The following is a 14139-nucleotide window of genomic DNA, read 5'->3' on the forward strand; positions in this document are numbered from 1 at the left end:
GGAGCGGCTGTTGTTGTCAGCGGCGTCGGCGTGGGTTGCTCGCCCGGCGCTGGGTGATCCGCTCGAGGTGTTCTGCACGCAGGGCGACGGCGCGATCCGCGACACTGTTCGAATGCTCATCGGCCGCGACTGTTCCGACGTCGAAGTCCGGGTCCGTGGTGATCGCCAGCAGCAGGACAGCGGCATTACGACTGAGGTTGACCACGGCGTAAGGCACTCCGACGGGAATGTAGATGAGGTCGCCTATTGCGGGCAGAGCCGCGGCCATGGTCGGGCCGGACAGGACGGCGGCGTACCCGCTGAGCATGACCAAGGCGCTCTCGGCTGTGCGATGCCGTTGCGGCGGCAGGATGCGGCCGCCCGGAAGAAGGACCCGCGTCGCGGACATTCTCTCGACCGGAACTGTTGGTGCGTAGAGAAGATGGGTGGCCAGCCCTCCATCGGGCAACGGTCTGGTCTCGGCACCACGGGGGCGGCAATGCACAGCGAATTGTGGCTCGGTCATGCAGTCCTCCCGGCCTTGTGATGGCGCGCGAATCGGCGGTGAGGCGTGTCAGCGAGGTTGCGGGCAAGCGCGGTGTTGGCTTCGGAGTCTTTGGGGGTGCGGCGGCCGTGGCCGCAGGCTGCGGCGACGGCGGTGATCGGGCGTCCGAGGGCGTTCTCGGCGAGTTCGAGGGCTCGGGCTGATTCGGGTTTGTGGTGTTCGTCGACGAGTCCGGCGATGATCTCGACGTCGTCGGGGAGTCGGCGGAGGGCGCGGTAGTAGGCGGCGTTGGTGGAGGGGGCGCTTGTCCCGGTGCACATGGGGATGTGCATGCGCGGGATGGGCAGCTGGAGCTGGGTCAGTTGGCGGTGGAGGGCTCGGATGACGCGGACGGCGAGGGCGAGGGTCGGCGGGGTGACGAGCGGTTCGTGGTTGAGGTCGCCGTGGCAGAGGTGGACGATCCAGGTCGCGTCGCGAGGGCTGTCGCGGATTATGCGGGTGATCTGTTCGGCGAGCAGCCCGGCGGCGGCGGATTGCATGGAGCGGGGCACGCGGTCGAGGAGGGTGAGGGTGGCCGGGGTTTCGAGCTGGAAGACGATCTCGTTGCCCCATCGGCGGTGGATGTCGTCGATGTCGTCGAGCAGTGCCTGGCGGAGGACGCCGAGGTTGGCGAGGGTGCGGAACGGGGCGCCGAAGCAGATGTAGGCCAGGTCGAGCGGGCCGGGGATCGAGACTTGCGCGGGAGGCAGTTCGGAGGGGCTGTCGAGGGAGCGGCGGGCGGCCATGACGGTGGAGGTGTGGCTGGCGCGGCGGAGGGACATGTCTTCGGGAGCGAGGTGGTGACCGGGCGCGATGCGGTAGCGGGGGTAGTCGTCGTAGCCGGTGGCGTCGCCGGTGCGGACGGGTTCGAGGGCGTCGACGTTCTCGAGGGCGTAGAGCCAGTCGACGATCCATCGTGGGTCGGCGTCGCAGGGGAGCGTGGCGAGGGTGTGGCCACGGGTCTGGTCGAGCATCCACTGCATGCCGGCTTGCGGAGTTGGCGCCAGTTGCGGCGGCAGGGAGCCGACGAAGTGGATGGCGCGGGGCGTGCTGTCGGCAGTGGTGGTCTGTGCTTCGGGTTGTGTGGCGGTCATGCGTGTCCTCCCGAGGGCGTTTTGATCTGCGGGTGACGGGGAGGGCGTCACGACGAAGGGGTGCTGTGGTCCGCCCGGTTGGGGCGGGGCGGACCACAGCGGGTGGGTCAGCCGGTGACCGGCAGGTGGCCGGGGCGCGGCGTGGGGGAGGGCGCGGGCCGGTAGCCGGGGTGTCCGTCCGGTCCGCGGTCGATGGGCTGGCCGCCGGGGCCGGGTTGTTCGGATGGCACCGGGCCGTGGCCTGGCCGGGTGGGTTTGCTGGTCGGCTCGGGCGTTCCGGTGGGCTCGGGGTGCGTGGTGGGCGGCGGTTCGGTGGGCGGGGTGCCGGTGCCACAGGAGACGGTCGCGACCGAGACGGTGATTGCCGGTGCTCCGGGGGTTTTCACGGTGATGGTGGCGGCGGTGGCGTGCGGGCCGCCGGATGCGCCGGGGGTGACGGTGAGGTTGCCGGTGGAGCGTGTCGGGGCTTTGACCGTGGTGGCGCCGTTGCGACAGGTGGCCGAGAACGGGCCGACGCTGGTGGTGCCGACTCGGACGCTGCTGACGGTCGCCTCGGCGATGCCCGCACCGGCGCGCAGGCTGATTCCGCTGGCGACTACGGCACTGCTGGGGGAGGAGACGGATCCTCCGCCGGTTTTGACGCTGCCGCTGCTGGACACGGAGGGCGCTGGCCCGACCTTTTCTCCGCCGCTGACAGTGATTCCGGACGCGCTGGAGCTTGCCGTCGCGGCGAGCGCGGCAGATTTCTGTGCCAGTGAGGTGGTTCCGATCGCGATGGCGGTGGCTCCTGCGCCGGCCAATGCGACGCCGGCGGTGAGGATGAAGCGCTGTGACAGTGCGGACATGGTTGTTCCTTCGTGCGAGGTCGTCAGTGGATGAGGACGGGAGTGCCCAGCGGCACGTCGGCGGCCAGGCGCTGCAGCGCGTCGGCGGGGACGCGGATGCAGCCGTCGCTTGAGCCGGTTCCGAACACGCTGTGGTCCGGCCAGGTGTGGATGCCGGTCGTTCCGGGTCCGCCGCCGAAGGTTTCGTGGCTGGTCGAGTGGATCCCGAGCGGGAGGATCACCCGGCTGTAGGCCTGTTTCGGGTCGGTGAGGGACGCCATCACGAACGTGCGGCCGGGCGGGGTCGGTGCGGACTTCTTGCCCACGCCGACTGTCCAGGTGCCGACCGGCGTGGTGTCGCGCGTCAGCGTGAGGCGGAATGCTGCCCGGTCGACGTCGATCCGGAAGGGAGTGCGGCTGACGGTCAATGCGGTGTCCTGTGTGGACATCCAGCCGACCGATCCGTTCGGGCGCGAGGGCAACAGGACCTGTACCCAGCCGTTTTCTCTTGCCACGACGGGAACCCAGGTGTCGGAGCTGATTTCCCGTGCCGGCAGTACCGCGAATGGCGCCGCGCCGGGGGCTCGGTAGAGCGGGACGGGCCATTGTGGATGCACGACAGTCCCGTCGGGTGCGTCGGCTTCGTTCACGTCTGTCGGTGCGCCTGCGAGCGTGGCGTAGGTGGTGGCCTGAGGGAACGAATCGAGGTGCGCGACAGCTCTCGGCACGATCATCGGAGCTGTCCGTGTGCCCGATTCCGGCGAGCCGTCGTCGGTCGCCGGAGGAACGTCGACAAGAGCGTTGCTCAGGTACGTCGCCAGCAGTTGGCCACACAGGATCGCGCCCGCTGCCGCAAAGAGGGTGCGTCGGGACATACGCACGGGTATCGGCCTCCGTGGTGAGATCGGGAAGGAAAGCGGTGCGGGCCAGCCCCCTGGCCGGGCCCGCGCCGCCGGTTCACTTCGCGGCCAGCGCCGCGACGAAACCGCGGTCGGGCGTGCCGACGCCGGTGACGTTGTCCCAGCCCGGGCCGCTCTGCAGGGTCTGCGGACGGGCGTCGAAGTCGACCAGGTACTGGCCTTGCTGGCCTGGCACTCCGGTCCCGGGGAGCCCGTGCATCGACGGTGTGAAAACGCCGGCCTTGACGGGAGCGACGTCCCTGATTCCCTTGCGGAGGGCGTACAGCGCGGGTGTCAGCAGCCCGCCCCGCGAGCCGCGTGCCCGCTGCGCGTCGGCAGACAGTCCGGCGAGGATGGGTGCCGCCAGCGAGGTGCCGCCGAAGGAGTAGAGACCGAACTGTCCTCGCGTCGTCTGTCCGACCAGGAAACCGGTGTAGGAGTCGGCCAGCGCTGCGATGTCCGGCACCGCGCGGTGCCCGCGGCTCGAGGAGGCGGGCACGACGCCGTTCTGCCAATCCGGGGTGCCGTAGAGCGCGGACGTTCCGCCGCCAGCACCGCCGGCGAACGATCCGTCGGTGTTGCGCTGCGGAACCCACTTTCCGCCGGACAGGGTGTTACCGCTGTTTTCCCACCCGGTCACGATGACAGGTTTGTTCTGCTGGTCGAGTCCGACGCTGGTGCCGCCGACCGCGGTCACCCATGGGCTGGACGCGGGGAAGCTCGCGGTCGCGGATCCGGTGACCCCGGCGTTCGTGCCGGCGTCGCCGGTGGAAACCATGATCGACTGTCCTTGGATCGCGGCCTGCAAGGCGATGGAGTTGAACTGGTCCCGCACGGCAGGCGCCATGTTCCGCTCGCCGTCCGCGTTGCCCCAGGAGAACGACAGGACGTCCGCGGAGTTCTCGGTCACTGCTTTCGTGACAGCGTCGTACAGGCCGCCGAGGCAGGTTTTCGCCGCGTAGTACCGGATTTTCGCGTTCGGCGCGATCGAATGGGACGTTTGGACGTCGAGAGCTTGCTCGCCTGCCCACGAATCCGGATTGCACTGCTGCTGATCGGTGAACCCGCCGTCCGGCAGAACTGCGGTGTACTGGCCGGGTTTCAGAGGCGGCACGCCGACCTGGCTCGCGGCACGGTTGGCGTCCTCGGCGACGGAGGGCCCGTTGTAGGCGCCAACGATTCCGATGGTGGTGGCAGATCCCTGGTCCCCGGCGTCGAGTCCGTACATCGCACGCAACGAGGTGCCGTTGTAGCCGCACAGCGAGTTCGACTGCGCACCGGCGGGGTACTTCTGCGGGACGTCGGTGTTGTTCTGCTCGCCCCACCAGCGAGCGCAGTGCTGGTCGGAGCCGGCCGCGTGCGGAGCGGTGTGGTGAGGCCGGATCGTCTTGCCGCTGTCGTCCAGTCCGATCACTGCCGTCACTGCTCCGTGCAGTGCGCGGGGAATCGTGACAGGACTTTCCGGTGCGGTCAGCGTCCGGGCTGCACCGCCGACCTTGCTGCGGAACGAGGCCAGACGGGTGCCGAAGGCTTGTTCCAGGTCGCCGGTGCTGCCTTCGGCGTCGACGAACATCCTGTTCGGACTCGTGCCCGTGACCTTCAGCCCGACGCTTTTCAGCCAGTCCTGCACCTTGCGGACAGTGACGTCGGTGGGGCCGAACCGGTCGGTGAACTGCGCAGCGGTCAGGAAGCGGCCCCGTTCGGCTGAGCCCGGCGTGGATACCGCGGCAGCCAGGCGTTCGGCACCGCGGGCGTCTCGCAGCGACAGTGCGACCTGAACGCGGCGGACGGCCGACGCATCGGCCGCCGCGACCTTCGCGGACGGTGTTGCCCACGCCGGAGTGCTCCCGGCGATCGGGCTGCGATCGCCGTTTCCGTCCGGTGTGCCGTCGGCGATTACCGGCGCCGCGACAGCTGACGCGAGCGTCAGGGCCGCGGCGAACACCGCAGTAGGCGGAGAAAAACGCATGAGTGTCCTTACGGTCGATTCAGAGCATGACAAATACGCGCCGGTCGACGGCGCAGAGCGAAAGAGAAGCGAACGATGAAATGTGTCGCCGTATCTCGGCGAGATTTACTGATCTCTGTCCAGATGGGACGGAAAAGAAGAAATTCCTGTTGGAGTCAAACAGATAGCGGTGGATGGCAAGGTGCTCGGCGGCCCTCGCGCACCATGCACTATTAGTCGCCGGTTGTTTGAATTCAGGTGGTTTTTCGGCGGAATGACGATGCTGCCGGAGCGCCGGGGAACGGTCGAGAACAAGCGGTAGCCCGATGCGTGCGGGTGCATCGCCGGCGCGACGTAGGTCGGCACGACAACTCCCGGGTCAGCGGTCGCCGGGCCTGGTGCGTCGCACCCTCCCTGATGCGACGGCCGCGGCGGCCAACTCGGTGTAAACCTACCTGTCGGCGATCATTTGTCAACAGGTGAAGTCAAAGTGGCCGTCGTCGAGGCGTCGAGGGCGGTCAGTCTCGCTCGCCGGACGACTTCTGGTCCTCGGAGATTGCCGAGAGGATCTCGATCAGCGCCTGCTTGTGGGCCCGCGAGGAACCGTCGAGGGCGGGACCGATTTCGCGCGCCTGGACGCTTTGCAGGCCGATCTGATTCATCAGTTCGAGGATCCGCCAGTCCGTGGCAGCGAGCTTCGTCTCGGTGTCCGCGAGGCCGGCGATGCGCTCCGCGGGCGTGGCGGGGTCGAGCACGCGCGCGTCGATGCGCCAGAAGTCGGCGAAGGCGTTCATCGCCGAGGCGCGCGGCATCGGCCGAATCCCGGTTCCCATGTTGCTGATGTGCTGGCGGCTGATCGAGATGCCGCGCTGTGCCAGAAGCCAGTCCGCGATCGTCTGCGCCGAGGCTCGACGCGCCCGCAGCGCGGAGCGGTTTTCCTCGATGGATCCGGGCTCGGTCACCGGGGTGCGGTCGCGGTCGTAGTAGACAACCGATTCTTCGGTCAGCATGTGCGTGAAGCGTTCGGCGAAGCTGTCGAGCGACAGAAGCACTCGGTAGAGCTCGGCCTGCTGGTCGGGGGTGCGCAGGGGAATCGGCGAATCCGCGGATCCGCGTGCGCTGCCGTCCTGGTCCGCAGGCTGGTCGTTCATCGTCCCCCTCCGGACGTGCTTGACAAGCTGCGCCGCGTCGCTACGCTGACCCTTGTCGTGACAACAACGCGCGACAAATATCCCATTAGCAGCCCTCCCTGGCAACAGCTGAAGGCGTCATGTCCTCGAATGAGGCGTGAGGCAGTCAGACGACGTCCAGGAGCATCGAGATGGCTGGCTCGTCCGTACAACCCCCAACACTGGGCAGTTCTCTTGTCGCGCATGCGCCGCAAGACGGCGTCGGTGCATGCGGTGCTCGGCTTGGGCTGATAATGCCGATCTTGGGCGCGTCCGGGGGTGCCGGGGTCAGCGTGGTTGCCGCCGCGTTGTCGGATGCTCTGCAGCTGGCCGGATACACCGTGCTGCTTGCCGATACGGCGGGTCCGGTGCGGTCAGGACTCGGCAGAGCAGCGCGCGTGGACGGCCCTGTGGTCCGGGTTCCGGAACCGGCGGCGCGCGTGCGGTTCTCCTGGCGAGCGCAAGCTCTGGTGGGGCGTGTGGAGCGTGCTGGGCCGGACCGGTCCGTCGCGCCGTCGTTGTGGTGGCTGCCGGGCGACTGCCGTGTGCAGGTCACGGTGGTCGACATGGCTGGTGACGCGTGGGAATTGGCCGCGGACGTGCGGCTGGGCATTGGGCGTTGGCTGACGCTCGCTGCGTGCCCGCTGCTGGTGCTGCGTCCCACTGTTCCTGGGCTGATGCAGGCCGAACAGGTTCTGGCCCGGCTTGAGCCGTGGGTGCTGCGGCGGACGATCCCGCCGATGGCGAATCTTGTGGTGTCGGGCGCGCGGCGATGGCCGCCGCGGGTCGCGGCGACAGCGGGGAACCGAGTTCATTCCATGTTGGACAGCGCGGTCTTCGTGCCGTACGAGAAGGACGTCGCGGCAGCCGGGATCACTGCAGACGTCACGCCCGCCAAGATCCGCTCCGCCCTTGCCCCGCTGATGTATCGGTGGCGTGCCGAGGGCTGGCTGCCGCCCCCGGCATTGGCGGATCCCGGAAAACCTTCGTAGCGCCAACACTTCTCGCCTTCCCCGTGTGAAGCCCTCCCGCTTCCGCACCTGGCCCTGGCTGGGTGCTGAGCAGGAGCCGCGATGTTCGCCCACGTGGTCTGGGGATGGATGGCCTACCTCGCCGATCTTCCGAACCCGGAACCGTCCAAGCCGCCGGGCGCCGAGCAAATGCTGGGTCTGGTCGGCAATGTCAAGTGGGCAGCGGGGATCGCGTTGCTGGTGGGCTTTTTCATGGGCCTGGTGGTGTGGGCGGGCGGCCGATGGGTCGACCACCATCGTGCGGGCAAGGTCGGGCTGGTCATGATGCTGTGCGCGGTCGGCGGCGCGCTGCTGTACGGCATCGGCTGGACCGTCATCAACGGCTTCGCGGGGACCCCCAAATGACCGGGGCGGCCGACCGATCCATGGCCCGCGCCCGCAGGCGGCTGTTGGTGTCGGCTTTTCTGATTCTCCTTCTCGTCGCTGCATTGGTCGTCGTCGCGCATTCCCGGACGTCGTCCGTTGGGTCTTCGGGCCCGCCGGAGGCGTCGGCCCGTCCGCAACCTGTAGGGGTGCCAGGGGATCCCGAGACTGCGCTGGCTGTTCGGCCGATGGCCTGGCTGCCCGCCGCTGCGGCGCAGCCGCATTCCCAGACCACCAGAACCGCCGGGCCGCCGATCCCTCTGCCAGCTCCAGCGCTGCGTGCAGGGCGCTGGATTCCTGACGGTTTTCCAGCGAGCCCGGAGGGCGCTCTCGCGCAACTGGTCGCGTTCAACCAGGCCGCGATGTCTGGCGGCGATCCTGAGACCTATGACCGCGCCTACGCGCAGCTCGCGCTGCCGGGTGCGCCGCCGGTCGCCGACGCGGGCCTGCACGTGCTGCTGCGCGAATTCCGCAAAGCCGCGCAGCTGGCTCCCGGCGACATGACGGACGGTCTGACCGTGCGTTACGAGATCACCCACGGTCTGATCAAGGGCAGCACCGGCGACGGACGGTACGTCGTGGCGTGCGCACTCGGCCAGTTCTCCGCGGATTACCAGGGCCAGGGAACGAGCGTCGGTGTCGGCGACTGCCAAGCGCTGCGCTGGACCGGAAGCAGCTGGCGGATCAGTCCCGGTGCTCGGGCCGCCTACGCGCCGACGGCGTGGCCGGGCACCAGCGAAGCCGTGGACGCCGGATACCGGCCGCTGGGCGGTGCGCGATGAACCCGATCGACTGGCTCTCCACCCTGGGGAACCTCGGTAAGATGGCGGGCGACGCAGCGAGCAAGGGCTTGTCGGTCGTCGCCGGCAATGTGTTCGACTCGATCATGGCCGGCTTGTGGGGTTCCGGGCTGCTCGTGCTCAGGCTTGTCTTGGAGGGCGTCGACTACTACTCGCGATTCACGGTGTCCAAAACGGACGGTCCGATCGGCGTGGTGTGGCCGTTGATGCTGTGGATCAGCGGTGTTCTCGCGCTGGGCTTGTTCTTCTGGCAGATCCTGACCGCGGTGTTGCGCGGAGGCCGGGGATTCAGCCGCCTGTTGCTCGGACCGATGCAGTACTGCGTGGCCCTGGCGGCCTCGGTCGGGATCGTGGCCGCGGTGCTGGCCGCGGCGGACGGGCTGACGACGGTCCTGCTGAGCTACGGCCTGGGCAGTGAGCGGTTCGCTGACGCGTTGCACGCGTTCAACTTCCCTGACGGGGTGTCCAAAGCGCTGACCGCGGTCGTGCTCGGCGTGTCCGCGGTGCTGGGCACTTTTCCGGCCGGCTTCGGCATGGCGTTCGAGATGATCCTGCGACAGGCCGGGATTTACGTCATCGTCGCGACGATCCCGATCCTGGCCGCCGGTCTGCTGGCCAACACCACCGCACGCTGGTTCTGGAAGGGCGCCCGGGGGCTGCTGGCGCTGGTGTTCCTCAAACCGGCCATCGCTCTGGTCATTGTCATCGGCGTGGCGACGATGGCCGGCCGCCAGGGGCTGTTCGGGCTGCTGTCCGGCGTTGTGACGCTGCTGATCGCGCTGTTCATGCCGCTCGTGCTGTTCAAACTGTTCTCGTTCATCGACCCGAACGCAGGCAGCGGGCTGCGCGACCAGATGTCCGACCTCGGGGCCGACACCTACGGGCCGGACAGCCTCCCCGCCCGCACCTACGACACTGCGCTCGACAAGCTGAAAAAGGCCTGGCAGGACTGGAAATCACCCGATGACGACGAGGGCTGCGGCGACAACGACCCGCAGGAAGCGGCGAACGCCGAGCGGTTCGATCTCGCGGACGTGGAACCGGACATCGAGCCCGGCGATGACGACGACGAACCCCGTGACAAGGAAGACGAGCCGGGCGAGGAAGGCGAACAGGAAGAAGATCCGGACGACGACAGCAGCGAGGGCGCGCAACCGCTTGATGACGACGACACCCCTCCTCTGGTAGCGGACGCGAGGGACGACGCGATCGACGCAGTGACGCCGGACGACGATCCACCCGATGACGACGGCGACGATGACGACGGCCCGGTCGAAAAGGCGGCAGTCGAATGACCGCCGGACCCAGGCTCTACACCGGATTGAGTCGCCGTGAGCACGACGGCTGGCTGCTGGGCTTGCGCCCGGTACAAGCAGTCACCTGCGTGTTGCTCACCCTGCCCGTCGTGCTCCCTCTTGCCGGGGGAGACCTCGCGGGTTCGCTCGCCGCTGCCTTGGTCGCCTTCCCTGCGATCGCGTTGGTGGCGGTTCCGGTCCGCGGACGTCCCGCGGTGCGGTGGCTCCGGGACTTGTTGCTGCTCCAAGTCGGGATCGCGTTCGGCTGGTCGCGATGGCAGTCGCGCGCGGCCACCGGCGCCGCGGTCGACCCGGCAACGCCGGACTTGCCCGGAACGCTCGCGCGGCTGCGGTTCCCGGACGGGCCGCCGATGCGGGACCTCGGCCGGATCTGCCTGATCCACGACACGGGCGGGGCCCGCTGGGGTGCCACTGCGAAGCTGACGCACGGCGGAGTCGGGATGCTGTCCGACGCCCAATGCCAGCGCCTCGCCAACCGTCTGGGCAACCTGCTGGCGACCCTCGCGCATCGCGAGGTCGTCGACCGCATGACGCTGCTGGTGCGCACCGTGCCCGACACCGGTGCGGAGTACGAAGCCTGGCGGTCCGCGCACGAACGTGCCGACGCACCGGCGGCGGCGCGCCGTGCCGCTCGTGAGCTCGACCGTACTGTCGGGGCGGTCTCGGTCCGGCACGAGGTGTTTGTGACCTTCAGCGGCTCGGAGCATGCTCTTCGCCGCCCGGCCGCGGCTGCGGGCGGTGGCATCGACGGACGCGCGGTCGTGCTGTACCGGGCACTGGACGGCCTCGCTGAAGGGCTCCGGGCACTCGGTGCCCGACGGGTCGCTTGGCTGTCGGGCGCGGGTCTGGCCGAAGCGATCCGGACCGGCTTCAACCCGGGATCTGCTGGTTCTCTGCAGGCGCGGCAGCCGGGTGTCGTGTGGGCAGCGGCCGGCCCTGGCCAGGCACCGGTGCCGAGCGCACGGGTCTACCGGCACGACGGATTCGCCACTGTGTCCTATGCAGTGCTGATGCCTGAGGCAGGAACGACATTCGGCTCGTTGAGCGGCCTGCTCGCGGTCCGCACGACCGGGGAGCGGCGCGCGCTGGCCATCCACTACGAGACGCTGTCTCCACGCCGCGCTCGCACCACGGCCCGGGCAGGCCGATTTCGCGCCGGAGCGATACGGGACTGGAAGCGCTCCAAGGGATTCAGCGCCGCCGCTTCCGAGTCCCGTGCCGTGGCTGGCGCGCGTGCGCAGGAGCAGGCTGTCGCCGCCGGGCACGGGTTGGTGCGTTTCGCGGTCGCGACCGCGATCACGGTGCCGGGGGAGTGGAGCGTCGAAGACCACGCCGCGCGCATGGAAAACGACATCGCGGGCCGCTTCGAGCTGCTGCGCCTCGATCTCGCGCAAGACGCGGGGTTCGTCACCGCGGTTCTCCCAGTCGGGATCGGCCTGCCCCGGCTGCGCGGAGGTGTCGTCTGATGCCCTCGCGTCCACCGGAAAGAACTGCAGCCGACCTGCTGTCGACGTTCGGCGGTGTCCCGCAGTTGGTTCCAAGGCGATCTCCGTCGTCTCGAAGGGAACGTGACCGGCTCAACCGTCCGGTGGCACCGGTGCGCGGACATGCCCGGGCGGGGCACGGGTGGTCGCCAGTCCTGGCTCCGTTGCCGGTGTACCACGCCAGCACGCGCGAAATCGGCGGACTGTTCCCGCTGCTGGTAGCCAGCCCGATGCCCGCGGTCGGAGCGCGAATCGGCTACGACGTCCAGTCCGGCGGAGCGTTCTACTGCCACCCCGTCGAATGGGTGCTCCGCAACGGGCTCGCGACCAACCCGAACATCGCGCTGTTCGGCGAACCCGGACGGGGCAAGTCCTCGACGGTTGTCGCCTTCGTGCTGAGGATGCTCAACTTCGGCGTCCGCACTTTGATCAGCGGCGATGTCAAAGGCGAATACACCCCGGTCGTGCGCGCTCTGGGTGCCACGCCGATCGAACTCGGCTCCGGCAACCACGCCAGGGTCAACGCCCTCGACCTCGGACCGCTCGCTGCTCGCTGGGACTCCTGGACCGCGCGGCGACAGCGGGACGAGCTTTCCAGCGTGCTCGGCCGCTGGGTGCAGCTTCTGGCTGCGCTGGCAGAGTCACAGGGACACGCGCCGACCGTCAGCGACGAAGCCGCGATCGCCGCGGCCCTGCATCGGCTGGTGGGTGCCAGCGACGGCAACAGCCGCCTTCGGCCGATCACGATCCCCGACGTCCACCGCGAACTTGCACACGCGGATACCGAGCTGTGGCGCGACCTGCGTTACGCAGACCGACACGACTTCCTCGACCGCCTCCGTCCGATGACCGACGCCCTGGCCAATCTCATCTCGGGCGCGCTCGCCGGGCTGTTCGACGCGCCGACTACGGTCGCCATCGACTGGAACGCGCCGGTGCAGAGCATGGATCTCTCGCGACTGCGTTCTCGCGGTGACACCGCCGTCGCCATCGCGCTGACCTGCCTCGGAGCCTGGTCATCCCTGGCCACCGACCTCCGCAACGACGGCGAAATCCGCATCGTCGTGCGCGACGAACTCTGGCGACAGCTGCGCCTCGGCCCCCGCGCGGTCGCCGCGATCGACGCGGAACTCCGGCTGTCGCGGCTGGAGCAGATCATCCAGATCCTGGTGCTGCACAAGCTTTCCGACCTGCTGTCGGTCGGAGCGACCGGCTCGCAAGCTGCCGCCATCGCCAAGGACCTGATCGCGCTCTGCTCGACGAGAGTCCTGTTCGGACACTCAACGCGCGCCGCCGACGAACTCGCCGAAGCTCTGGCGCTGACCGGACCGGAACATCAACGGCTGACGGGGCCGGTGAACGAACGACGCGGTCGAGCGCTGTGGAAGACGGAGAACCACCCTGCTCATCTGGTCCAGACCGTGCTGTCCAGCTTCGAAAAACGCCTCTTCGACACCAACGCGCAACTGCGGCCAGCTGCCAACAGCGGAGGACGCCATGGCTAACAGCCGTATCCGACTGGAACCTTTGTCTGCCGTCCTGCACCGTGACCGCGAGGTCTACATCGGCTGGGACGACCCGTTGCAGACCTACTTCGCCCAGGTTCTCGACGGAACGGACGAACACGGAGACGACCGTCTCACCGTCGATGTCGGCGGAGGATTCGGCGACATCACCTACCCGGGTGGTGCGATCGAAGCGATCCGCCCGTACGCCGAGGTCCCGGAGGACTTGGGTGAGCTGCTGAACATCAGCCGCGTGTCGACGACACCGACTTACACCGACCTGCGGCCTGATTCGCGGAGCTATCAACGAGACCGCTACCTCGAGTCCGAGTTAAGCAGGCTCTACCGTCCCGAAGGCTTCGTCACCGAACTCACCCACGATGACGTCGCGCCTGTGCTCAGCGAACATGGCTGGACTTCCGCAGACATCCGCGCCACCAATGGCGGGCACGCCGAGACCTACCACCGCGACGACCAGCAGCTGACCCTTTCCTGGACCTGGCCCGACCAAGACTACGACACCGAGCGCTTGCTGAGCCCGATCAATGTCGACGGCCAGCGCTACGGCGTGGGTTCGCGCGAGGAGTTGTCCAGCACGCTCGCCGAAGGCAGCCCGGATTCGCAGACTCTCACTCCAGCAAGTGAAGAGCGGGTCGAGTCGCTGCTGACCGAAATCTTCGCTGCCGGCCAGACACAGACGGACTCCGAACGGCTGGACAACGACGCCGATGCTGGGCTGGACGCATCGTGGTTCGACGATCCGCCCTCCGATGACCACGGATTCCACTCAGGACTCGGAACCTAGGCGTGGTCCGCGTAAGCCGAACGAAGCGGAAGAGGTTCTGAAATGGACGATGAAACAGTACAACGGATTCGCCGAGCCGCGCAGGTCGCGAGCATGGATGTCTGGGAGACCTCTGTTCCCCCGACCGGTGTGCATTCCGGAGGGCTGCAGTCCGCGATGAATGCTGTCGAAGACCGGGCCGAGGCGGTGTACCGGGACACGGTCAGCGAGATGTGCGCTGAACTCGGTGCTGACGAACGCGACTACTACCGGGCCGATCCGGACGCTGCGGAGCGATACGAGCCTAAGAGCATGTCTCATTTGGTGAGTTTCTTGTAGCAGGTGATGGCGGCGCCGAGGGCGAGGAAGGCGAGGTAGTGGCTGGGTTTGCGTTCGTAG

Annotated in this window: 14 protein-coding genes; 9 read left to right on the top strand and 5 right to left on the bottom strand. The window is 68.3% G+C overall.

Going from position 1 to position 14139, the window contains the following annotated elements:
• Positions 1 to 16: 16 nt before the first annotated feature.
• Both ACZ7SW_RS39340 and ACZ7SW_RS39345 read right to left on the bottom strand, forming a co-directional pair.
• Entirely contained in the window at positions 17 to 388 is a 372-nt protein-coding gene (locus tag ACZ7SW_RS39340; protein WP_470235449.1) for a cupin domain-containing protein, read from the bottom strand.
• Positions 389 to 501: 113 nt separating this feature from the next.
• Positions 502 to 1617 carry a hypothetical protein gene (locus tag ACZ7SW_RS39345; RefSeq protein WP_470235450.1) on the bottom strand — a complete coding sequence of 372 codons (1116 nt, stop codon included), beginning with the start codon at positions 1615 to 1617 and terminating at the stop codon, positions 502 to 504.
• Positions 1618 to 1866: 249 nt separating this feature from the next.
• Between ACZ7SW_RS39345 and ACZ7SW_RS39350 the strand changes: the two genes are divergently transcribed.
• Positions 1867 to 2496, top strand: a complete 630-nt coding sequence (locus ACZ7SW_RS39350; protein WP_470235451.1) for a hypothetical protein — start codon at positions 1867 to 1869, stop codon at positions 2494 to 2496.
• On the opposite strand, the gene ACZ7SW_RS39355 is transcribed toward ACZ7SW_RS39350, so the two are convergent.
• From ACZ7SW_RS39355 to ACZ7SW_RS39365, 3 genes are all read right to left on the bottom strand, one after another.
• A complete protein-coding gene (locus ACZ7SW_RS39355; RefSeq protein ID WP_470235452.1) occupies positions 2486 to 3175 on the bottom strand; it encodes a L,D-transpeptidase in 690 nt (229 codons plus the stop codon). The genes ACZ7SW_RS39350 and ACZ7SW_RS39355 overlap by 11 nt on opposite strands.
• Before the next feature lie 223 nt (positions 3176 to 3398).
• Entirely contained in the window at positions 3399 to 5309 is a 1911-nt protein-coding gene (locus ACZ7SW_RS39360) for a S53 family peptidase (protein WP_470235453.1), read from the bottom strand.
• A gap of 497 nt (positions 5310 to 5806) precedes the next feature.
• On the bottom strand, positions 5807 to 6439 hold the full coding sequence (locus ACZ7SW_RS39365; protein WP_470235454.1) for a hypothetical protein: 633 nt from the start codon (positions 6437 to 6439) through the stop codon (positions 5807 to 5809).
• Positions 6440 to 6855: 416 nt separating this feature from the next.
• On the opposite strand from ACZ7SW_RS39365, the gene ACZ7SW_RS39370 reads away from it, so the two are divergent.
• The 8 genes from ACZ7SW_RS39370 (at position 6856) to ACZ7SW_RS39405 (ending at position 14079) form a co-directional block, all read left to right on the top strand.
• A complete protein-coding gene (locus ACZ7SW_RS39370) occupies positions 6856 to 7449 on the top strand; it encodes a hypothetical protein (RefSeq protein ID WP_470235455.1) in 594 nt (197 codons plus the stop codon).
• Between the two features lie 81 nt (positions 7450 to 7530).
• Positions 7531 to 7833, top strand: coding sequence for a hypothetical protein (locus tag ACZ7SW_RS39375; protein WP_470235456.1), 303 nt, complete (start codon positions 7531 to 7533; stop codon positions 7831 to 7833).
• Positions 7834 to 8213: 380 nt separating this feature from the next.
• Positions 8214 to 8633 (top strand): hypothetical protein, encoded by a 420-nt coding sequence (locus ACZ7SW_RS39380; protein ID WP_470235457.1) that lies wholly within the window; start codon positions 8214 to 8216, stop codon positions 8631 to 8633.
• Positions 8630 to 9946, top strand: coding sequence for a TrbL/VirB6 family protein (locus ACZ7SW_RS39385; RefSeq protein ID WP_470235458.1), 1317 nt, complete (start codon positions 8630 to 8632; stop codon positions 9944 to 9946). Before ACZ7SW_RS39380 ends, ACZ7SW_RS39385 begins: the two co-directional genes overlap by 4 nt.
• Positions 9943 to 11433 (top strand): SCO6880 family protein, encoded by a 1491-nt coding sequence (locus ACZ7SW_RS39390; RefSeq protein ID WP_470235459.1) that lies wholly within the window; start codon positions 9943 to 9945, stop codon positions 11431 to 11433. Before ACZ7SW_RS39385 ends, ACZ7SW_RS39390 begins: the two co-directional genes overlap by 4 nt.
• 131 nt (positions 11434 to 11564) lie before the next feature.
• On the top strand, positions 11565 to 12956 hold the full coding sequence (locus tag ACZ7SW_RS39395) for an ATP-binding protein (RefSeq protein WP_470235460.1): 1392 nt from the start codon (positions 11565 to 11567) through the stop codon (positions 12954 to 12956).
• Positions 12949 to 13761, top strand: coding sequence for a hypothetical protein (locus tag ACZ7SW_RS39400; RefSeq protein ID WP_470235461.1), 813 nt, complete (start codon positions 12949 to 12951; stop codon positions 13759 to 13761). The genes ACZ7SW_RS39395 and ACZ7SW_RS39400 overlap by 8 nt, the downstream gene beginning before the upstream one ends.
• A gap of 42 nt (positions 13762 to 13803) precedes the next feature.
• Complete coding sequence (locus ACZ7SW_RS39405) at positions 13804 to 14079, top strand: hypothetical protein (protein ID WP_470235462.1); 276 nt, start codon at positions 13804 to 13806, stop codon at positions 14077 to 14079.
• Positions 14080 to 14139: the final 60 nt, after the last annotated feature.

The sequence above is a fragment of the Amycolatopsis sp. NPDC114484 genome (assembly GCF_055633755.1).

Coding starts and splice junctions, on each gene's coding strand:
- ACZ7SW_RS39380 (WP_470235457.1), top strand. CDS start 8,214: ATGTCTGGCGGCGATCCTGAGACCTATGACCGCGCCTACGCGCAGCTC.
- ACZ7SW_RS39345 (WP_470235450.1), bottom strand. CDS start 1,617: ATGACCGCCACACAACCCGAAGCACAGACCACCACTGCCGACAGCACG.
- ACZ7SW_RS39360 (WP_470235453.1), bottom strand. CDS start 5,309: ATGCGTTTTTCTCCGCCTACTGCGGTGTTCGCCGCGGCCCTGACGCTC.
- ACZ7SW_RS39355 (WP_470235452.1), bottom strand. CDS start 3,175: ATGATCGTGCCGAGAGCTGTCGCGCACCTCGATTCGTTCCCTCAGGCC.
- ACZ7SW_RS39390 (WP_470235459.1), top strand. CDS start 9,943: ATGACCGCCGGACCCAGGCTCTACACCGGATTGAGTCGCCGTGAGCAC.
- ACZ7SW_RS39400 (WP_470235461.1), top strand. CDS start 12,949: ATGGCTAACAGCCGTATCCGACTGGAACCTTTGTCTGCCGTCCTGCAC.
- ACZ7SW_RS39405 (WP_470235462.1), top strand. CDS start 13,804: ATGGACGATGAAACAGTACAACGGATTCGCCGAGCCGCGCAGGTCGCG.
- ACZ7SW_RS39375 (WP_470235456.1), top strand. CDS start 7,531: ATGTTCGCCCACGTGGTCTGGGGATGGATGGCCTACCTCGCCGATCTT.
- ACZ7SW_RS39365 (WP_470235454.1), bottom strand. CDS start 6,439: ATGAACGACCAGCCTGCGGACCAGGACGGCAGCGCACGCGGATCCGCG.
- ACZ7SW_RS39385 (WP_470235458.1), top strand. CDS start 8,630: ATGAACCCGATCGACTGGCTCTCCACCCTGGGGAACCTCGGTAAGATG.
- ACZ7SW_RS39340 (WP_470235449.1), bottom strand. CDS start 388: ATGTCCGCGACGCGGGTCCTTCTTCCGGGCGGCCGCATCCTGCCGCCG.